This window comes from Phycicoccus ginsengisoli (assembly GCF_054779295.1).
Map to the genome: position 1 here is coordinate 42,064 of NZ_BAAGYN010000012.1, position 19,738 is coordinate 61,801.

The following is a 19,738-nucleotide window of genomic DNA, read 5'->3' on the forward strand; positions in this document are numbered from 1 at the left end:
CGCCCGCAGGCGTGGGTCACCGCCCGAGCCTGCCACCCCGGGACGGTGACTCGCGAGTAATGCGCGGTGCGGGTGTGGGCGTGCCCGTGGGGTCAGCCGGCGGGCAGGCTCGTCCGATCGGACGGATCTGCCCCCAGCGGGTCCGCCGAGTGGCCACCAGCCCTTAGGGTGTGGCGACCGCGGCGCAGGGGCGTCGCCGACGGAGGAGCAGCAGGGCGTGGCACGAAGCAGTCGTCGGTGGGTCGCGCTCTGCACGGCCTCGCTCGTCATGGCCGGCGCGAGCCTGGCGGCAGCGCTCCCCTCGTGGTCCGCACCCGTGGTCACAGCCACGACGGGCGACGCGTTCACTGTCGAGTCCGACGACGGCAGCCTCACGATGACGCCCGGGGGCGACCGGGTGCTCTGGTTCTCCCAGCAGGGCGGGTCCCTCGTGTTCTCCGGTCAGCAGCGATACACCGGCGGGGTCACGAAGCAGTGGTGGGACCTCACCCTGACGCCCCCGGCGGGGAGCCGTTTCGAAGCCGGCCGCACCTACACGATCGACCCCCAGTCGCCCGACGGCTCCGCCGGCCTCTTCCTCGGCGGCAACGGGTCGAGCTGTTCGGGCCCGGCCGCCGTCACGGTGGGCGCGGTGACCTACGACGACGCGGGGTCGCTGTCGAGCCTCGCCGCGGACTACGAGCTCACCTGCCCAGCACCGGTCGACCGGCACTACACCGGGGTCGTCCGCTGGCGCAGCGCTCAGCCGTGGACCTCGGTCGAGGTGGACCCGGTGCCCGCCTCGACCCTCGTCGTGGACGAGGCCCAGACCCGGACCGTCACCCTGCGCAACCTCGGCACCGCGGACCTGCACCCCTCCGCCGTCGCTCTCTCCGGAACCGCCGCGGACGACTGGAGCGTGACCCGCGACGGCTGTGAGGGGCTGCTCGCGGCCGCGTCGCAGTGCGATCTCGTCCTCGGTCTGCGGCCCACCACGGCTGCACCGTCCAGGTCGGCCGACCTGGTGGTCACCGACGACTCGGTCCGCGGGCAGCACCACGTGCAGCTCACGACCCAGGTCCTTCCCGTCAGCCCACCGCTGGACCTGCGGGCCGCCGGCACCCTCGACGGGGTCGTCCTGACGTGGACCCCGGGTCCCGGTCGCCCCGCCGCCGGGTACGTCGTCGAACGCGACGCCCGACTGGGCAGCGGGGTCCAGGTGGCGGAGCTCCCCGCGGGGACGACGACGTACACCTACCCGTACGCCGACAGCTCAGACGTCTGGTACCGCGTGCTTGCCGTGCCAGCGGGCGCCGGCGAGTACCAAGGGTCGGCTCCCGTGGTCGCCCGTCGCGGCCGGAGCGACCTGGTCGTGGCCGGCTCCGCCGGAGGGTCCGCCCTGGTGGCCGTCGCGGCACCGGGCAGCGCGGTGCGCGCCCCGGTCGACCGACCCGCGTCCGCCGTCCAGGGACTCGCCGTCAGCCCGCGTGGTGACGTGGCCTACTCGACCGCTGACGGCCGCGTGGTCGGGCAGGGCGAGTGCCGGTCGTGCGGGGACCCCCTCGGTGCCCGCGACCCGGCGTGGTCGCCGGACAGCCGACAGGTCTCGTGGGCGCGGCCGGACGGGACCGTCGTGGTGCACACCCTCTGGGGCGTCGTGGAGCCGGACCGCGTGCTGCCCGTGGCGTCCGCGAGGGAGCCGGCCTGGCTGCCGGACGGCTCGGCGCTCGTCGTGGCCGACACCCGTCCCGGGCTGCCGCTGCGGCGGGTCGGGTTCAGCGGCACCCCGGTCGCGCTGACCGGGACCGAGGGAGGGCGTCACCCAGCCGTGAGCCCGCGGGGTGACCGCCTCGCGTGGCTCGCCGGGACCGGCGCGGACACCCGCCTGCAGCTGCGCGGCCTCGCCGGTGGTGCCACGACCACCCTGCTCAGCGGCGACCTCCGACACGTGTCGTGGACCCCGGACGGCTCGGCAGTGGTCGCGGTCCGCCGCGCTGCACCGGGCTCGGAGGTGGTGCAGGTCGCGACCGCGACGTCGGCCGTCACGGTGCTCTGGTCCACACCGGACTCCGTGGACTCCGCCTTCCTCCGGGTACAGGACGACGCGTCGCCGACGATCGGGGCGTCGGTCGCGCCGTGGACGTCGGGCACCGTCTCCGTGCCCATCCGCGTCGTGGACGACACGATCCCGCTCGGCGGGATGGTCGTCACCTGTGCGCTCGACGGGGCCCCGGCCACGCCGTGCCCGTCCGGCTGGGCGGGGCGGGTCGCCGCCGGGAGGCACACGCTCACCATCCGCGCCAACGACCTGCTGCTCCCGGAGGCCACTCGACAGCTGGTGTTCACCGCGGACACGTCGGCGCCCACCGTGACGATGGCGGCCACCGCCACGGCGACGACGACGTCGACCGCCACGTTCCGCTGGACGGCCAAGGAGGCCGGCGCGGGTGTCGCCACCTACGACGTGCGCTACCGCTCCGCGAGCAGCAAGGCCTCCGGCTTCTCCTCGTACCAGTACCCGTCGGGCTGGCAGCGGCGCACGACCGCGTCCCTGACGTTCGGGCTCGCCGCCGGCACCGAGTACTGCGTGTCGGCGCGAGCCCGCGACAAGGTCGGGAACCTTGGGGCCTGGAGCCGCGAGACGTGCACCGCCCGGGTGCTGGACGACCGGTCCCTGGCCGCGAGCGCCGGGTGGGCGCGGGCCCGTACGAGCGCCGCCCTGGGCAGCACCCAGACCACGACCTCCCGGTACCGGGCGTCCCTCTCCGTCACCGGGGTGCACGTCCGGCGCGTGGCCGTCGTGGTCCGGACCTGCCCCTCGTGCGGCTCCGTGGACGTGTTCGTCGGCTCCCTGAGGATCGGCACGGTGTCGACCTACTCCTCGACGACCCGGTACCGCGTGGTCAAGTACCTGCCGCTGCAGTCGGCGACCAGGACGGGGACGTTCGTGCTGCGCACCACGTCGAGCCGGCCGGTCGCGGTCGACGCCGTCCTCCTGCGCCGCAGCTGATGCGCTGCTCCTGAGACGACGCTCGGCTGCGGGGCGCGGTGTGCCCACCTAGGGTGGACGCCATGGCACGGGCCGGCTCGATCCTCTGGTTGCGCAGGGACCTGCGCCGCGGCGACCTGCCCGCCCTGTCGGCGGCGGCGACGGCAGCCGGGGGCTCCTCGGTGCTGGTCCTCTACGTCCTCGACCCCGCCCTGTGGCGGGGCGCGGGCGACGCCCGGCGCGCGTGGCTGGCCGCGACCCTGGAGGCGACCGACGAGGCGTACGAAGGGCGGCTGTGCCTGCTGCACGGCGACCCGCGGACCGTGCTGCCCAAGGTCGTGCACGACACCGGAGCCGGCTCGGTGCACGTGTCGCGGGAGACGACTCCGGCCGGCCGCCGCCGCGACCGGGCGGTGCGCGAGAGGCTCGAGCACGCCGGCGTCGAGTGGGTCGAGACCGGCACCCCGTACGCCGTGGGACCCGGCTCGGTCGTCAACGGCAGCGGGTCGGAGTACAAGGTCTTCACCCCCTTCTCCAGGGCGTGGCGCGAGCACGGGTGGCCCGACCCCGCCACCGAGCCGCGCGAGCTGACCCTCGCCCGTGTCGCGTCCGACGACGAGGCGTGGAAGCAGGTCCGGGCGGCCCTGCGCAGCAAGGACCTGCCCGAGATGCCGGACGCCGGGGAGCAGGCCGCCCTGCACCGGTGGCACGACTTCCTCGACGACGGTCTCGCCGACTACGGCGATCGCCGCGACCGGGCCGACCTGCCCGGCGTCTCCCGGATGTCGGCCTACCTCAAGATCGGCGCGATCCACCCGCGGACGATGCTGCACGACCTGTCCGGCCGGCGCGGGAAGGGCGCGGAGACGTACCGCACCGAGCTGTGCTGGCGCGAGTTCTACGCCGACGTGCTGTGGCGCCACCCCGAGTCCGCCTGGGCCGACCTGCGCCCGGCCCTGCAGGGCATGGCGTACGAGTCGCACGAGGACCTCGTCGAGGCGTGGCGGCAGGGCCGGACCGGCTACCCCGTGGTCGACGCGGCGATGCGCCAGCTGCTCACCGAGGGCTGGATGCACAACCGGATGCGGATGGTGACGGCCAGCTTCCTCACCAAGGACCTGCACGTGTGGTGGCCGGTGGGTGCCCGGCACTTCCTCGACCACCTCATCGACGGCGACATCGCCTCGAACAACCACGGCTGGCAGTGGGTCGCCGGCACGGGCACCGACGCCTCCCCGTACTTCCGCGTGTTCAACCCGGTCACCCAGGGCCAGCGGTACGACCCCGACGGCGACTACGTCCGCCGCTACGTGCCCGAGCTCGCGCACCTCCCCGGCAAGGCGGTGCACGAGCCGTGGAAGGCCGACGACGGCTACGGGCACGGCTACCCCGAGCGGGTCGTCGACCACGCGGAGGAGCGGCTCGAGGCGCTGCGCCGCTACGAGGCCACCCGGGCGTGACGTCGTGATCAACCCGGTGGCGGAGATCCGCGAGTTCGTCCGGGCCGCGCTCGTCCAGCCCGTGCCCCGCGACCACACCGAGACCGACGCCGCGTTCCACCGGCGCCGGGTCGTCGCGGTGGTCACGCTCGTCGTGGGGACGGTGGTGCTCGCCCTCGCGCTGCGTATCGAGCCGGGCAACGTGCTCTTCTACCCCGCGTCGTTCGGGCTCGCCGTCGTCTGGGCGGTCGGCGCCCTGCTGTCCGGCCCCCTCCACCTCGGGCACGCCCGCACCCGCGCCGGCGGGTCCGACGCCCGGCCGGTCGTGCAGTCCCTCGCCCTCGGTGCCCTGCTGCTGGGCGTCTTCCTGGCGGGCGGCCTCCTGGTGGCCCGCGTCCCGTTCCTGCGCGACCCGGTGAACCAGCTGCTCGACCACGCCCGGCTCGGCTCGCTCGCCCTCGTCGCGGTCATCACCGCGGTCAACGGCATCGCCGAGGAGCTCTACTTCCGAGGGGCCCTCTACGCCGCGGTCGGCCGCAAGCACGCCGTCCTCGTCACCACGGTCGTCTACGCCCTGACCACGGTCGGCGCCGGCATCCCCCTGCTCGTCCTCGCCGCGGCCGCGCTCGGCCTGATCGTGGCCCTCCAGCGCCGGGTCACCGGCGGGGTGCTGGGCCCGATGATCACCCACCTCACCTGGTCGCTGGGGATGCTCTTCCTGCTCCCCCACGTCCTGTCGACAGGAGCCCCATGACCACCGTCCTCGTCACCGGAGCCACCGGCTACATCGGCGGGCAGCTCGTGCCCGTGCTGCTCGACCGGGGCCACCACGTGCGCGTGCTGACCCGCTCTCGCAAGGGTTTCGCCGGCCGCCCGTGGGCCGACCGGGTGGAGGTCGCCGAGGGCGACGCCTCCCGCGGCGAGGACGTGCGGCGCGCGCTCGAAGGGGTCGACGTCGCGTACTACCTGCTGCACTCGATGGACGGCGGCGGTTCGTTCATCGAGCGTGACCGGTCGATGGCGCAGACCTTCGCCGATGCTGCCGGGGAGGCGGGTGTGGGCCGCGTCGTCTACCTCGGCGGCCTGCACCCCGAGGGCGAGCTGTCCGACCACCTCGCCTCGCGGGTCGAGGTCGGCGAGACGTTCCTGCGCGGACCGGTCCCGGCGGTAGTGCTGCAGGCAGGCATCGTGCTCGGCAACGGGTCGGCGTCGTTCGACATGCTGCGCCACCTCACCGAGCGCCTGCCGGCCATGGTCGCCCCGCGCTGGGTCGGCAACCGGATCCAGCCGATCGCCGTGGCCGACGTCGTGCACTACCTCGCGGGGGCGGTCGACCTCCCCGAGGGCACCAACCGTGCCTTCGACCTCGGCGGCCCCGAGGTCATGACGTATGCCGAGATGATGCGGCGCTACGCCTCGGTGGTGGGGCTGCGACCCCGGCACGTTGTGAGCGTGCCGGTGCTCACGCCCCGGCTGGCCGGGCTGTGGGTCGACGTGGTCACCCCCATCCCGGGGGGCATCGCCCGGCCCCTCGTCGGGAGCCTCGTGCACGACGCCGTGTGCCGCGAGGACGACATCCTCGAGGTCCTCGGACCGCCCCCAGGTGGTCGGACCGGGTTCGACGAGGCCGTCCTCGCCGCTGTCGCCGACGTCGACCCGCACCGCTGGAGGCGGACCCTGGCCCGGACGTCCGCCGTCGTCGGGGCGGCTGCCGTGGTCGGCTCGCTGCTGACGGACCCGACGTCGCGCTGGTACAGCAGGCTGGACAAGCCGGCCTGGCAGCCGCCGCCCGCGGCGTTCCCCGTGGTCTGGACGACGCTCTACGCGACGACCGCCGTGGTCACCGCCAGGGCCAGCTCCGAGCTCGCCGAGCGCGGCGACGCCGAGGCGGCGCGGGACCTCGAGCGCGCCCTGGCCGTCAACATGGTCCTCAACGCGGGCTGGTCGGGCCTGTTCTTCCGGGCCCACCGCCTCGGCCTGGCCACCGCCGGCGCGGCGGCCCTCGCCGCCAGCGGCGCCGACCTCGCCCGCCGCGTCGGCGCCACCGGACGGGGCAAGGCGGCAGGCATCGGCGCGTATGCCGCGTGGTGCGGCTTCGCCACCGTGCTCACCGCCGCCATCGCGCGCCGCAACCCCCGGGCCGGGCGATGACCTCCTTCGACGCGCGCAAGGTCTCCAAGGCCGTGGTGCCCTACACCCGCCAGCAGGTCTGGGAGGTGCTGTCCGACCCCTCGGCCGTGGCGCGGCTCACGCCGATGGTCCGCGGCATCGAGGGTGACGGCGAGATCTGGCGCTGGCGACTGGCCCCGATCGAGGTGCTGGGCAAGGACATCGGGCTGGCCTTCACCGAGCGGATGGAGTTCCGCGAGCCCGAGCGGATCGGCTTCACCCACGAGCCCGCCGGGCACGAACGGGCCGGCGTCAACGGCACCTACACGCTCACGACTGCCGGCACCGGCACCCGGCTGGCCATCGACCTCGCGGTCGAGGTGGACCTGCCGTTCCCGCGGCTCGCCCGGCCCGCGGTGACGACGTCGATGCAGGCCGTGCTGACCGCGATGGGCGCCGGGTTCGCCCGCCAGCTCGACCGGCACCTGTCGGGGTCCTAGGCCGGCGGCCGGGCCCAGGCAGGGTCGGTCGGCAGCGGCCCAAGGGGGTCGAGGCCCTGAGACGCGGGCTCCTGCGAAACGGGCCCCTGCGACGCGTTGGCGGCGGCCGTCCCCGCCGGTGGCGCCGCGAGCGCCCGGGCCATGGCCTGCGCCACCGGCACCGGGCGGGACCCCGCGGGAAGGAGGTCGCGCACGTAGTCGTCGTCGCGGCACACCATGTCGTGCCGCAGGCTGGCGACGAGGGACCGGACCGTCGAGGCGGGGACGTCGGTGAACAGGGGGGCGACGCGCGCCACCAGCGCGGTCGGCAGCAGCGCCGGGACCTGGAGCGCGCGCCCGCCCGCCACCCGCGCGTACAGCCGCAGCAGCGCGGCATACGACATCCGCTCACCGCTGCCGACGTCGTAGGTGCGCCCCTTGCCGGGCGCGGTGAGGGCGCCCACGAGGGCCGCGACGACGTCACTCACGGCGACCGGCTCCACCGTGCTGCGCATCCACGACGGCACGACCTGCACGGGCAGGCGCCGGCTCAGCTGCCGCATGATCTCGAACGACGTGGACCCGGCACCCACGACCATCGCGGCCCGCAGCCCCCAGGTCGGCACCCCGCTGTCGCCGAACACCTGCTCCACCTCGAGCCGGGAGCGCAGGTGCGGCGACAGCTCCGCCTCAGGGACGTCGGGGACGAGGCCGCCGAGGTAGACGATGCGCCCGGTCCGGGCCCGGACCGACGCGTGCGCTGCGTTGTAGGCGCCCTCGCGGTCGGCGGTGGAGAAGTCCGGGCCGGCCAGGCCGTGCACGAGGTACACGAGGGCGTCGGAGCCCTTCACGGCCGCACGCGCGGACGCGCGGTCGGCGACGTCGAGGCCCGCCACCTGCACCCGGGGCGCCCACGGGAACCGCTGCGCCCGGGCGGCGTCGGTGAAGGTGGCGGTCACGTCGTGCCCGGCGGCGAGCAGCGCCGGGACGAGCCGGCTGCCGATGTACCCGCCCGCGCCCATGACGGTCACGCGCACGTGGGCTCCTCGACGGTCGGCATGGGCACGCGCTCAACCTAACCCGGACGGCCCGGCTGCACCGGCCCAGAGGTGCTGGAGGTGCTGGGCATTCGTTCGCGGCACGGACCAAAATGCTACGGTCGCGCCATGACCGCCGGCACCGACCCCACGGCGTCGCGGGCACCCGCCGCGACCGCGGGTGGACGGTTCGACCAGGGCCAGATGCGCCGCGCCAACACCGCCCTGATCCTGCGGCACCTGCGCGCGCACGGCGGCCGGTCGCGGGCCCGGCTGGCCACCGAGACCGGCCTGTCCAAGGCCACCATGTCGAGCCTGATCGGCGACCTGGTGGACCGGGGCCTGGTGCGTGAAGGGGAACTGGAGCGCGCCGGCTCCGTGGGCCGTCCCGGGCTCACCGTGTCGCTCGACGGGCGCGACGTGGTCGGGGTGGGGCTCGAGGTCAACGTCGACTACGTCGCGGCCACGGCCGTCGACCTGCGGGGGACGGTCGTGCACGAGCAGCTCCTGCCGCTCGACGTGCCGCGCCTGGAGCCCGGAGCCGCCCTCGCCGCGGTCGTCGACGTCCTGGCGCCCCTGCTCACCCGGCTGGGCGGGTCCGGCCAGGTCGTCGTCGCCGTCACCATCGCGGCACCGGGCATCATCGACTACGAGCGTGGGTCGGTGCGGTTCGCGCCCAACCTCGGCTGGCGCGACGTCGTCGTCGTGGACGCCCTCGCCGGCGCGCTCGGCCCGGCGGCTCCCCCGGTGCGGATCGAGAACGACGCGAAGCTGGCTGCCGTCGCGGAGTACCACGACCTGCGCGACCAGCAGGTCGAGGACCTGCTCTTCCTCACCGGCGACGTCGGGGTGGGTGCGGGGATCGTCGCCGGCGGGCACCTGGTCCGGGGGTGGTCGGGCTTCGCCGGTGAGGTGGGCCACCTCCCCCTCGACCCGGAAGGGCGACCGTGCACCTGCGGGCGCACCGGCTGCTGGGAGACCGCGGTGGGGCTGGCCGCCTTCCTGGGGCTCGCCGCGCCGGACGGCGACCCGGTGCACGACCCCACCCTCCCGCTCGAGCACCGCCTCGCGGACCTGCAGGCGCGAGCGGCCGGCGGTGACCGGCGCGTGCTCGCCGCCCTCGACACCGTGACCGAGCGCCTCGCGACCGGGCTCGGCATCCTCGTCGACGTCCTCAACCCCAGGGTGATCGTGCTGGGCGGCTACTTCGCCGCCTTCGGCGACCACATCCTGGGCCCCCTCGGCGACGCCCTGCGGGCCCGCCAGATGGACCGCGGCAGCGTCGTGGAGCTGCGGGTCTCGAGCCTGGGGTTCACCTCGGCGGCCCGCGGTGGCGCCCTCGACGCCGTCGAGCAGGTCTTCGCCGACTACCTCGTCATCCCGCCCCGCGCCCCGGCCGGCTGAGGCCGCACCGGCTGCCCGAGCGCCTGCCCGAGCGGCTGCCCCGGCCGCGTGGACCCGCGGTCGCCGAGCACCCGCCCCGGGGCCCGGCGACCGCGGGAGTCAGGGGGTGCAGGCCGTGTCGTCCGGGCGCGGTGCGGGGGCCCAGCCGGTGACCGGGGTGGGCGACGTGCCGTACACCCGCATCTCGGCGGCAGCCGCGAACGGCTGGCCGTTGAGGGCGTTGAGCGCGTCGAACCGCACGTACCTCGCCTGCACCGCCGGGAACGAGACCACCTGCACCTCGGGCACGTCCTTGAGAGTGCCGCTCGCCACCCGGGTCCACGACGCGCCGTCCTGCGAGACGGAGACGGTGTAGTCCTTGACCCGGCCGTTGGGACCACCGCCCTGCCGGTCCTGGTAGCCGAAGCCGTCGACCGTGGAGGTTGCGTCGAGGGCGAGCCGGACCCAGTGCGGGTAGTCGGTCACCGTCGGGTCGTACTGCGTGTGCCAGATCGTCCCGAGGTCGCCGTCGAGGACGTTGGCCACCGGACCCTCCGACGGTCCGGCGTTCTTCTCCTCCGAGTCGGCCGTCGCGGTCATCGACTCCGTCGGCACCATCGCCCGCGTCGCCACCGTGAGGGTCGAGGAGGTCGACACCGACTTGGTCGTGCAGCGGTGGAAGTAGGTGGCGGTCGGCCTGAGGTCCGCGCTGGTGCCGGCCGCCGCGGCGGGCGGGGTGAGGAGCCAGGTCGTGCGGACGGTCTGGCCCGGGTCGACGCCGGCGAACAGGTTGCCGCCCTGCTCCGCCACCTGGACGGTCCAGCCGTCCGGCAGGGCGCCCAGGCTCATCGCCACGTTGGTGACCCGCTCGGAGTCGTTGTTGGTGAACGACGTCGTGTACCGGTTCGCCGTCCCCGGGCTGAGGCTGGCCGAGGCGGGGGCCGAGACGGTCCCGCAGGCGGCGCCCCCGGCAGCCGGGCCGTGGTCGGTGACGGTGAAGTCGTCGAGGACGAAGTCCGCGCCGCCGCTCGACCCGGTGCGGCGCAGGCCGACCCAGGCGTCGCCGCAGCCGGCCGTGAAGGTGCGGTCGTACGAGGCCGTGTCCAGCGCCTGCGGCATCGGCTCGACGGTGAGGTCCTTCGACCTCACCGCACCACCGGCGACGGTGTCGGCACCGGTCACCCAGGCGAACTGCGAGGCCAGGCTGTTCTGGTAGCGGAACCGCACGGTGTACGAGTGGCCGGCCACGAACGGGACCGTTGCCGGGACGGTGCGGTAGACCAGCCCGGAGTTCTCCTCGTGCGACTTCAGCGAGTGGTTGCCCGAGACGACGTCGTCGGTGCCCTTGCCGGCCAGCGACCCCGCGTTGAACGGGGCGTGCGTGTTCTTCCACCCCTTCTGGCTGTACGGGTCGTGCAGCTGGCTGATGCTCGTGCGCGGGTCAGTGGCGCCGCCGGCGTCACCCTTGACGAAGGGGCCCCACGCGGGCTGGCTGCCCTCGAAGTTCTCCGCGGCGACGATGTCACCGCCCGCGCGGGAGGGCTGGGTGGAGTCGCCCGACACGGGCGTGGGGACGGCGACCGTCGTGACCCGCACGAGGCGGACGTCGTCCAGCGCCACCCGGGCGCTCCCGGCGACGGCGCGCAGCTGGACCGCGACGTTCCCGGTGGCGGGTGCGGTGAAGTCGACCGCGGCCCGCTGCGACCACGTGCCCTTCTTGGCGTCGGCGGCCATGGTGTTTCGCACCGGCGTGGTGTCGAAGGCGTTGACCGCCTTGGTGTCCTTGCCGCTCAGCCGCAGCGTCACGGGGCGACGCTCGCCGGGGCCGATCTCGACGTCGGCGCTGAGCTGGTAGCGAGCGCCCGGCGTCAGCCCCTGGACGCCCTGGGAGACCCCCGAGTCCTTGCTCCCGAGGACCGCGACGTTGTCGCCGGTGGCGGTGCGCTCGACGTGGGCTCCGCCCGAGGGGTCCCACGCGGTCAGGTTGCCGGCGTTGAAGCCCGGGTCGTGCAGGAGGGTGCCGGTGCCGTACACCGGTGCGGGACGGGTCGTGCCGGTCAGCGGGGCGAGGACGTAGGGCGTTGCCTTGTCACCGGTGAGGGTCACCCGGCCGTCCTTCGGCGTCACGTCGGTGGCCTTGACCCGGCCCTGGTCGGTGAGGGCGTAGAGCCCGAACTTGGTGACGTCGGCGAACTGCGGTGTCAGGGTGAAGGTCCGCGACCCGCCGTCGGCGTTGTAGTAGTACATCTTCGTCGCTCGGCTCGGCGAGCTCGTCGTGCTGTTGTCGGCGGTCTCGCCCCAGGGCAGCAGGTAGGTCCCGCCGTCCAGCACGGTCGTGTCGCCCATCCGGACCTGGCGGCGGCCGTCGACCATGGCGACCGAGACCCCGCCGGTCAGGGCGGCGGAGCGGCCCTTGTCCCAGCGCAGCAGGTCGTAGTGCTGGAGGAACTTGGTCGGGAGGTTCGAGGTCCAGATCGTGGAGTAGAAGGTGTCCCAGCTGTTCTGGCCGGTCCAGCCCTCGAACTCCTTGATCTGCGAGCCGCCCAGCAGCGGGTCGGTGTTCCAGACGTCGCGGTCGGAGTTGGCGATGAACCGGACGATGTCGGAGTTGATCCCCTTGTTGGTGGCCCCGCCGTAGTTCTTGTCGTTGCTCCAGTGCGACCAGATCGAGTCCCCCTCGAACTTGTAGGCCCACTCGGTCGCCACCTCGAAGCCCATGGCGTGCAGCTCGTCCGCGAGCTCGTCGGCCAGCCAGCCGCTGGAGTAGTACACGTCGATGTACAGGCCCTTCAGCCCCGGGACGTCCTTGCGCAGCTCGGCGAACCGGTCGAGGACCGCACCGGTGCCGAGGTCCCGGCGCTGGTCGATGCCGTAGCTCTGGTTGAGCCAGTTCCAGCCCAGGCCCCGACCGGCGACGAGCGCGTCGCTGAACGCCTCGCCTGCGGGTACGCCTCGGTCGCGTTCACGTGGACGGCGAGGTCGGCGTTGTACTTCGCACCCTCACGCACGAGGGTGTTGAGGTCGCCCACGCCACCGGCCCGCGTGTTGACGTCGCCGCCGTAGTCCGTGTTGGCGGAGTCGTGGCCCTCGTTGCCGTACCCCTTCTCCAGCACCCACTGGCCCAGGTCGTCCGTGGTGGCCGAGATCCGCTTGACGTTGTCGAGCGTCTTGAGGAACGGGTTGGTGGCCTGGCTGGCGAAGTTGAACGGGATGTGGGCGACCACCCGGTCCGGCACCCGCTCGGAGCCCTCGGGGTGGGTCATGACGTCCCGGTAGGCGATCGCGGCGTCCTGCCACGTCACGGCACCGTCGTCGTTGCGGTCGGCTGCGAGGACCACCGTCGCCTGCGGCAGCGCGTGGAACCGGACGCGCGGGTCGGTGGCGCCGGCCGCGGCATACGTCCACGTGCCGACCGAGAGGCTGGCGCGCCGGGTGCCGTTGCCGGCGTCGGTGACCCGGCTCAGCAGGCGGGTGTTGCCGTTGTCGTTGTTGCCCTGCGCCGAGTCCTCGGTGGCGTTGGTCAGCAGGCCCGCCGACAGCTCGGTGCCGCTGACGAAGCCGTAGGGCGTGCCCACCGCAGCCTTGTCCACCGGGGCGTCCCCCGTCACCCGCACGAACCGGTCGGCCGTGGTGGTCGAGTCGGCCGAGATCCGCGTGCGGGCCAGGGTCGCCGCCGGGTCGGTGGAGTCGACGGAGACCAGCGACTGGTCGGGGATCGACAGCTCGTCGACGGTGGGAGCGGCGCTGCCGCCGATGCGCGTGACCGCGAAGACGACCGTGCCCCGGTCGGTGGCGGTGATCGTGGAGTCGATGCTCAGGTCCGGCAGGTCCTCGAAGGTCGAGTGGTATGCGGCGTGGTCGCCCTCGACGGTCACCGTGGTCGTCGCCGTGTGCGCGGTGCCGTTGATGGTGAAGCGGCTCAGTCGCTCGGCCTGGCCGGTGAGCCTCCGTCCCCCGACGTCGTACGACACGACCTGGGGGAACTCACGGCCGACCTGGACGGTCAGCCCCTTGCCGTTGGTGATGCTCGCGGTCGTGGCCGGGTCCGAGGGCGGCTCCGGTGCCGCGACCGTGGTGGCGCCGGACGCCGCGGCGGGGGTGGCCGCCGCGGCCGGGGCCGTGGTGCCCGGGACGACCACGGCGAGCGCGCCGACCGTGGCGAGCAGGGCGAGGCGGTGCGGCATGGAGCAGGACGGACGCATGGAGGTCTCCCGGTCAATGATTCGTTTACCGGCCTAAATATTGTGGTCCGGACAAACCACGTCAAGGGGGGCATCCGCGATGCGGTCGCTCGACCGGACCCCACCGCCGTGGCACGGCGCGGCCCGGCTCGGCTCGGCACGGGCTCCGTCGGTGGGGCGGCCTACGCTCCTGCCGTGGCCGAGCCGGAGTCCAAGGGGGTGCTCTTCCCGCAGGAGCTGCCCACGATGGCGCGCTACCACCCGCGTCCAGGGGCCGAGCACCTCGTGCGGCACTTCTGGGTCCCCGAGTGGGCCCTGCCCGAGGGGGTGGTGTCGCGCCAGGTGGTCCTGGGCTACCCGGCCTCGAGCCTGGTGGTGCAGCCCGGGGGCGTGACGCTCTCCGGCCCGCGTCGCCGCGTGAGCCACCAGGACCTGCACGGGGTCGGCTGGGCCGTGGGCGCGCAGCTGCGCCCGGCGGGCGTCGCCGCCCTGGGGGTCGACCCCGCCTCGGTCGTCGACCGCGAGGTGCCGTGGACGGCAGCTGGGCTGCACGCTCGTGTGGCCGGTGCCATGGCCGACGCCGCGGCCGAGTCCCCGGACCGCCACCAGCGGGCGGTCGAGGCGGTGACGGCCTGGCTCCTCGGCCTGCCCGCGCCCGGACCGGAGGCCTTGGAGGCCAACGCGATCGCCGAGGCGGTCGAGCGCGACCCCGGCATCACCACGCTCGCCGCGCTCGCCGACGCCGTCCACCTGAGCCGGCGGACGGTCCAGCGCCGCACCGCGGCCTACGTCGGGATGAGCCCGATCGCCATGATCCGGCGGCACCGGCTCCAGGAGGCCGCGACCCGCATCCGCCGGCGTCCCGAGACGCCGCTGGTCACGGTGGCGCACGACATCGGGTATGCCGACCAGGCCCACTTCACCCGCGACTTCCGGGCCGTCGTGGGCACGCCACCCGGGGACTACCGGGCCAGGCACCTGCGGCAGCCGCAGCCCGGGCCCTGACCGACGCCGGGCCCAGCACCACCGTGCCGGACCCTCAGGTGGTGCGGGTGACCTTCGACAGGCCGCGCGGGGCGTCGGGGTCGTGGTGGCGGGCGACCGCCATCGCGTGCGCGACCCGCTGCAGGGGGATGATCTCCAGCAGCGGGCTGAGGTCCTCCCGGACGCGGGGCACCGGCACCACGGCACTCGCGGGCCCGAGCGAGCCGTCCCCCACCAGGGTCACGTCGGCCCCGCGGTCCGCGAGGCGGGCCAGGACCGGCTGCATCGCCGCGCCCGCGGTCCCGTGGGGCGTCACGGCGACGACGGGCCGGTCCTCGTCGACCATGGCCAGCGGGCCGTGCAGCAGGTCGGCCCCGGAGAACGCGTGGGCTGCGAGGTAGGAGGTCTCCATCAGCTTGAGGGCCGCCTCGCGCGCCGTCGGGTAGGCGTACCCGCGACCGGTCACGACGATCTTGTCGACGAACCGGAAGCGGGCCGCCACGTCCGCGGCGGCGGCCTCGGCCACGACCTCGGCGGCGAGGGCAGGCAGGCCTGCGGCAGCCCTTGCGTCGCCGCCGCAGAGCGACTCGACCAGGAGCCAGAGCGACAGCAGCGTGGCGGTGTAGGTCTTGGTCGCGGCGACGGCCCGCTCCACCCCGGCGCGGATGTCCAGCTGGAGGGTGGCAGCCCCTGCGAGCGGCGAGTCGGGGGCGTTGGTGACGGCCAGGGTGAGCGCGCCCGCGCGCCCGGCGGCCGTGGTCGACTCGACGAGGTCCGGGGACCCGCCGGACTGGCTCACGGCGACCCACAGGACGTCACGGAGGTCGGGCTGCGCCCCGTAGGCGGTGAAGGTCGAGGGCGAGGCGAGGCCGCAGGGCAGCCCGAGCCGGATCTCGACGAGGTACTTGAGGTAGAGCGCGGCGTGGTCGCTCGTGCCGCGAGCCGCGATGAGGACGAAGCGGGGGTCCGCCGCCCGGATCCGGGCCGCCACGGCGGCGACGTCCCTGCCGCCGGCCGCGCCCGTGAGCAACCGCTCGAACACGGCCGGCTGCTCGGCGATCTCGGCGGCCATGAGCGCACCGGGGTGCGCCGGGTCGGGGGCCTCGGTGGCTGCGGTCACGGGGACGTCCTCTCTGCGGCTGACTGCTCGACCGCGGCGACGAACCAGCGGGCGATGGTGGTGGGGTGCGTGATGGCGACGGCTCGGCCCTCAGCCCGCGCCGGGGACGATGAGCGGGCCGAGCTCGGCGTGCGCGATGGTGTGCGCCATGAAACCGGGCACGTCGTCGACGCTGAACCGGTCGACCCCCGCGGCGACGCAGCTGAGCAGGGTGTCGACGCGCGTCATCGGGGCGGTCCACTTGAGCAGGACGTGCTCGGGGATCGCCCGGCGCATCGCCTTGACGTCGGCGAAGCTCGGCAGCGCCGAGCGCCACAGGCCGCCCTGCAGCAACCAGGCGCCGGTGTGCGCCAGCTGCTCACACGCGTCGAGCAGGGCGCGACGGGCCAGGCCCTCCGTGTCGACGACGACGCGGACCCGGGCGCCGACGGCGGTCGCGAAACCGGCGACCTCGGTGGTCTCCTGCACGAGGCCGGTCAGGTCTGCCTCGATCCGGCTGCTGGTGGCCGTGACGGCCAGGTCGTGCGCACCGTCCCTGATCAGGTCCCGCGCCTCGGCCAGCAGGGGTCGGGGGGGTGAGGTGCCGACTCCCAGCCCGGTGACCAGGACGGGCCCCCGGTGCGCCAACGTCGTGCTCGCGGTGCGCACGTGCTCGGGCGGGGTGATCACCGCGCCGACGTTCCACTCCGCCGCGAGGGCGCACCCCAGGACCACGGCCGCGCTGGTCGGCGGGCGCTCCCCCCGTCCTCGGTAGAGCCGCAGCTCGAGCAGCGCCAGCACCTCCGCCGGCGTGACCCGCCCACGGTGGACGAGGTCGCAGGCACGCAGGACCCGACGGGCGGAGACGCGCTGCGGGGCACCTCCTCGGCCTCCCGGGACCTCTGCCATCCTCGTCTCCCCTCGGATGTCCGGCTCAACCCGGGCCGGCGTGGACGACCGGCCCTGCGACGGATGCTGCTCCTGCATCCTGCCAGCGCGCGCCGCGGATGGTGGGCCGGGCGCCCCGCCGGTCACGCCAGGGGGAGCGAGACGGTGAACGTCGTACCCCGGCCCGGCGCAGACCTCACGTCGATGCTGCCGCCGTGCCTGGACACGATGCGCTTGACGATGCTCAGGCCCAGACCCGTCCCGGGGACGGAGAGCGCCTCGGGGTTGGTGGAGCGGAAGAACTCGGTGAACAGGCGGTCCTGGTCGTCCGCTGAGATGCCCATCCCCTCGTCCACGACCTCGAGCACCGCGTGGCCGTCGCGTTCGCACGCCCGCACCGAGACCCGGCCCCCGGGCCGGCTGAACTTCACGGCGTTGGCGACCAGGTTGTCCAGCACCCGGGAGAGCTCCTCCGCGCTGCCGAGCACGGTGAGGTCCTCGGCCTGCTCGTGGTGCAGGGTCACGGCCTGCCGGCTCGCTGCGGGGGCGACCGTCTCCAGGGCGTCGGCCACGAGGGGGCGCACCTGGACGGCCGCCCGCACGAGGTGGCGGTCGGGGTCGCTGAACCGGCCGAGGACGAGCAGGTCGTCGACCAGGCCCTGCAACCTGCGGGCGTTGCGGTCGATCACGCCCAGCGACCAGGACGGGTCGGCGCCGGGGTCGTCCCGGAGCATCTCCACGTGGCCGACCACGGACGCCAGCGGGTTCTTCAGCTCGTGCGACACGGTCGAGAAGAGCGTGGCCCTCGCCCGCTCGGTCGCCCGCAGGTTCTGCACCAGGTGCCGCTCGAGGGCGAACAGCCGCGAGTTGAGCACCGAGCGCCCGAGGTCGCGGCCGATCTCGAGCGCCGCCGCCGTCTCCGCCTCGCTCCAGGTGGGGTGCGAGCCGGACCGGGCGCACACGAGGTACCCCAGGCACTGGGAGGCGGCGCCGACCGGCGTCAGCAGGAGGCTGTGCGACCCGCTCGCGCCGATGTAGGCGACCAGCTGGGCCTCCTCCTCCGGGGTCACCAGGTCCGGGGCGTCGGTCCCGCCCTGCGCCACGGTGACGCTGCGCCCGAGGGCCCAGGCGTCGTGCGCGACCCGGCGGACCACGTCGACCAGGGGCGCGGGGGTGGCTGCCCGGCCGACGGGGTGGGTGGCGGTGCGGTCCTCCCCCGGCTCCTCGCCGAACGTCCGCACCCACAGCTGCGAGCAGCCCAGCCCGGCCCCAACCGCCTCGGCGACCGTCCCCAGGACCTCACCGGGCTCGAGCACCGCGTTGGACACGCGGGCCACCGTCTGCACCGCCTGGGACAGTCGCACGCGCTCGGCCAGCCGGGCGCGCTCCTGGGCGGCCGCCAGGACGACACCGGCCTGGCCGGCGAACACCTCGAGGACCACCCGCTGGAGCGGTCCGGGTCGCTGGCCGGTGACGGGGAGGTCCACGTTGAGCACGCCCGCCAGCTCACCGGCGGCCGTGAAGAAGGGGGCGAACAGGGTGTCGTTGGGGTGCCAGGCGTCGGCGTCGTCACCCGGCGCCCAGGTCTCGTCCACCCACCCCGCCGGCGACGACCCCGGCAGGCGGTCGTGGGAGACGAACCGCAGGGCACCCCACTCCTCGGCCACCGCGAACTCGGCGTCCACGACGAGCCGCGGCGTCACCCGCCCGAGGACCGCCTCGCGGGCCCCGGCGTCACCGCCGACGGCGACGGCCTCGAGGTCGCCGTCGGGCCGCACGAGGCTCAGCGCCGCGACCCGGAAAGCCGCGACCTCCGCCGCGCTGTCGACGATGCGCTCGTAGAGCATCCGGTCGTCCTCGGCCGTGGCGGCCTGCGTCATGATCGAGCCGATGCTCCGCAGGGCACCGATCTCCCATGTGTCGACGTCCACGTGCCACAACTCCCCTGCGATTCCTGGTCCCGCGACGGTACCGGGACAACGAGCGCAAACGGCTCAGAGCAGGAGGAACTCGCCCATCTGGTGTCCGAACGGGTGACCCGCCACCCGTCACCTGGCCCCATCGGCCGGCAGGCGGCCCCCCGTAGGCTTCCGGCATGCCAGGTCGCAGGGAGGACGACGCCCGGCTCGTGGCGATCGGGTCGGCGCCCGTCGCGGGTCGCGGTCAGGTGTCCCTCCACCGCTGGGACGGGTCGACGGTCGGCGCGAGCCTCGCCGAGGTGCCGGTCGACTCCCCCACCTGGGTCCAGTGGACCCCCGACGGGCGGCGGCTCGTCGTGGCGAGCGAGGCGTCGCCCGGGCGGGTGCTGTCGTTCGAGCTCGTCGAGGACGACACCGGCCGTCCGCTGCTGCCCCCGGTGGCTGATGTCCCCACCGGGGCTCGCACCCCTGCCACCTCGCCTTCACCGGGGACGGGTCGCACGTGGTCGTCGCCAACTACGCCGACGGCGTGGTGTCGCTGCTCGAGGTCGAGGACGGGGTGCCCGCGCGGCTCGTGGACACCGTGCGGCTCGAGGGATCCGGCCCCGACCCCGCGCGGCAGGAGGGCAGCCACCCCCACCACGTCGCCCCGCTCGGGGCCCGTACGATCAGCGTCGTCGACCTGGGCTCGGACCGGATCCAGACCTTCGCGGTGGACGACGGGCGCCTGCGCGAGCTGGCGAGGACCGACCTGCCGGCAGGCACGGGTCCGCGCCATCTCGTCCGCTGTTCCGTCCCCGGCCCCCGGGCCGGCTCCGCACCGGCGATGCCGGCGACGGCATACCTCACCGCGGAGCTGAGCGGGCAGGTGCTGCGCCTCGCCGAGGAGGCCCCGGGCCGGTTCGCGGTCGTCGCGTCGGCAGCCGCGTCCGGGCGGCCCGGCGCCGACGACGTCGCGCACCTGGCCCTCGACGAGGAGAGCGACCGGTTGTGGGTCTCGAACCGCGGCCCGGACACCGTCAGCACGTTCGACGTCGCGGGCGGCGGCCTGCGGCTGCTCGACGAGGTGGACGTGCCGGCACACCCGCGCCAGTTCACGGTGCACGGTGTCCGCGTCCTCGTCGGCGGCCTGCACGGCGACGCAGTCAGCGTCCACGAGATCCGCGGCGACGGGACGCTCGGCGCGGCCCGGTCCTCACCCGTCCCGGCTCCTGCCTGCATCGCAGTCGGTCCCCGCCGGGCATAGGCTGGT

14 protein-coding genes and 1 pseudogene are annotated in these 19,738 nt (G+C 74.6%); 8 read left to right on the forward strand and 7 right to left on the reverse strand.

What is annotated here, in order from left to right:
* Window positions 1–217: 217 nt before the first annotated feature.
* From ACYVDO_RS17630 to ACYVDO_RS17650, 5 genes are all read left to right on the forward strand, one after another.
* Window positions 218–2,989: a fibronectin type III domain-containing protein gene (locus ACYVDO_RS17630; protein ID WP_460938304.1), complete on the forward strand. Its 2,772-nt coding sequence runs from the start codon at window positions 218–220 to the stop codon at window positions 2,987–2,989.
* Between the two features lie 62 nt (window positions 2,990–3,051).
* Window positions 3,052–4,428, forward strand: a complete 1,377-nt coding sequence (locus tag ACYVDO_RS17635) for a cryptochrome/photolyase family protein (RefSeq protein WP_460938306.1) — start codon at window positions 3,052–3,054, stop codon at window positions 4,426–4,428.
* A gap of 4 nt (window positions 4,429–4,432) precedes the next feature.
* Complete coding sequence (locus ACYVDO_RS17640; RefSeq protein ID WP_460938308.1) at window positions 4,433–5,161, forward strand: CPBP family intramembrane glutamic endopeptidase; 729 nt, start codon at window positions 4,433–4,435, stop codon at window positions 5,159–5,161.
* The gene (locus tag ACYVDO_RS17645; RefSeq protein WP_460938310.1) at window positions 5,158–6,558 is read left to right on the forward strand and encodes a tryptophan-rich sensory protein; all 1,401 of its coding nucleotides are present in this window, start codon (window positions 5,158–5,160) and stop codon (window positions 6,556–6,558) included. The genes ACYVDO_RS17640 and ACYVDO_RS17645 overlap by 4 nt, the downstream gene beginning before the upstream one ends.
* Window positions 6,555–7,016, forward strand: coding sequence for an SRPBCC family protein (locus ACYVDO_RS17650; RefSeq protein ID WP_460938312.1), 462 nt, complete (start codon window positions 6,555–6,557; stop codon window positions 7,014–7,016). Before ACYVDO_RS17645 ends, ACYVDO_RS17650 begins: the two co-directional genes overlap by 4 nt.
* Here ACYVDO_RS17650 and ACYVDO_RS17655 read toward each other — a convergent pair.
* Window positions 7,013–8,032: an NAD(P)H-binding protein gene (locus ACYVDO_RS17655; RefSeq protein ID WP_460938314.1), complete on the reverse strand. Its 1,020-nt coding sequence runs from the start codon at window positions 8,030–8,032 to the stop codon at window positions 7,013–7,015. The two genes, ACYVDO_RS17650 and ACYVDO_RS17655, sit on opposite strands and share 4 nt — an antisense overlap.
* Before the next feature lie 129 nt (window positions 8,033–8,161).
* Here ACYVDO_RS17655 and ACYVDO_RS17660 point away from each other — a divergent pair, with 129 nt between their 5' ends.
* On the forward strand, window positions 8,162–9,436 hold the full coding sequence (locus ACYVDO_RS17660; RefSeq protein WP_460938316.1) for an ROK family transcriptional regulator: 1,275 nt from the start codon (window positions 8,162–8,164) through the stop codon (window positions 9,434–9,436).
* A 99-nt stretch (window positions 9,437–9,535) separates the two neighbouring features.
* Here the strand turns inward: ACYVDO_RS17660 and ACYVDO_RS17665 are convergent, their stop codons facing one another.
* The gene (locus tag ACYVDO_RS17665) at window positions 9,536–11,521 is read right to left on the reverse strand and encodes a discoidin domain-containing protein (protein WP_460938453.1); all 1,986 of its coding nucleotides are present in this window, start codon (window positions 11,519–11,521) and stop codon (window positions 9,536–9,538) included.
* A 20-nt stretch (window positions 11,522–11,541) separates the two neighbouring features.
* Window positions 11,542–13,617, reverse strand: a pseudogene (locus ACYVDO_RS17670) (endo-alpha-N-acetylgalactosaminidase family protein); the annotation flags it as partial.
* A gap of 174 nt (window positions 13,618–13,791) precedes the next feature.
* On the opposite strand from ACYVDO_RS17670, the gene ACYVDO_RS17675 reads away from it, so the two are divergent.
* The gene (locus ACYVDO_RS17675) at window positions 13,792–14,601 is read left to right on the forward strand and encodes an AraC family transcriptional regulator (RefSeq protein ID WP_460938318.1); all 810 of its coding nucleotides are present in this window, start codon (window positions 13,792–13,794) and stop codon (window positions 14,599–14,601) included.
* A gap of 34 nt (window positions 14,602–14,635) precedes the next feature.
* Here ACYVDO_RS17675 and ACYVDO_RS17680 read toward each other — a convergent pair whose 3' ends face one another.
* The 4 genes from ACYVDO_RS17680 to ACYVDO_RS17695 all read right to left on the reverse strand — a co-directional run bounded on the left by ACYVDO_RS17680 (window position 14,636) and on the right by ACYVDO_RS17695 (window position 18,952).
* Window positions 14,636–15,700 carry an SIS domain-containing protein gene (locus ACYVDO_RS17680; RefSeq protein WP_460938320.1) on the reverse strand — a complete coding sequence of 355 codons (1,065 nt, stop codon included), beginning with the start codon at window positions 15,698–15,700 and terminating at the stop codon, window positions 14,636–14,638.
* A 90-nt stretch (window positions 15,701–15,790) separates the two neighbouring features.
* Window positions 15,791–16,588, reverse strand: coding sequence for a hypothetical protein (locus tag ACYVDO_RS17685; protein WP_460938322.1), 798 nt, complete (start codon window positions 16,586–16,588; stop codon window positions 15,791–15,793).
* A 122-nt stretch (window positions 16,589–16,710) separates the two neighbouring features.
* Window positions 16,711–18,498, reverse strand: coding sequence for an ATP-binding protein (locus tag ACYVDO_RS17690; RefSeq protein ID WP_460938324.1), 1,788 nt, complete (start codon window positions 18,496–18,498; stop codon window positions 16,711–16,713).
* 232 nt (window positions 18,499–18,730) lie between these two features.
* Window positions 18,731–18,952 (reverse strand): hypothetical protein, encoded by a 222-nt coding sequence (locus ACYVDO_RS17695; RefSeq protein WP_460938326.1) that lies wholly within the window; start codon window positions 18,950–18,952, stop codon window positions 18,731–18,733.
* A gap of 36 nt (window positions 18,953–18,988) precedes the next feature.
* Between ACYVDO_RS17695 and ACYVDO_RS17700 the strand changes: the two genes are divergently transcribed.
* Window positions 18,989–19,732, forward strand: coding sequence for a lactonase family protein (locus ACYVDO_RS17700; RefSeq protein WP_460938328.1), 744 nt, complete (start codon window positions 18,989–18,991; stop codon window positions 19,730–19,732).
* Window positions 19,733–19,738: the final 6 nt, after the last annotated feature.

Coding starts and splice junctions, on each gene's coding strand:
- ACYVDO_RS17650 (WP_460938312.1), top strand. CDS start 6,555: ATGACCTCCTTCGACGCGCGCAAGGTCTCCAAGGCCGTGGTGCCCTAC.
- ACYVDO_RS17685 (WP_460938322.1), bottom strand. CDS start 16,588: ATGGCAGAGGTCCCGGGAGGCCGAGGAGGTGCCCCGCAGCGCGTCTCC.
- ACYVDO_RS17660 (WP_460938316.1), top strand. CDS start 8,162: ATGACCGCCGGCACCGACCCCACGGCGTCGCGGGCACCCGCCGCGACC.
- ACYVDO_RS17635 (WP_460938306.1), top strand. CDS start 3,052: ATGGCACGGGCCGGCTCGATCCTCTGGTTGCGCAGGGACCTGCGCCGC.
- ACYVDO_RS17645 (WP_460938310.1), top strand. CDS start 5,158: ATGACCACCGTCCTCGTCACCGGAGCCACCGGCTACATCGGCGGGCAG.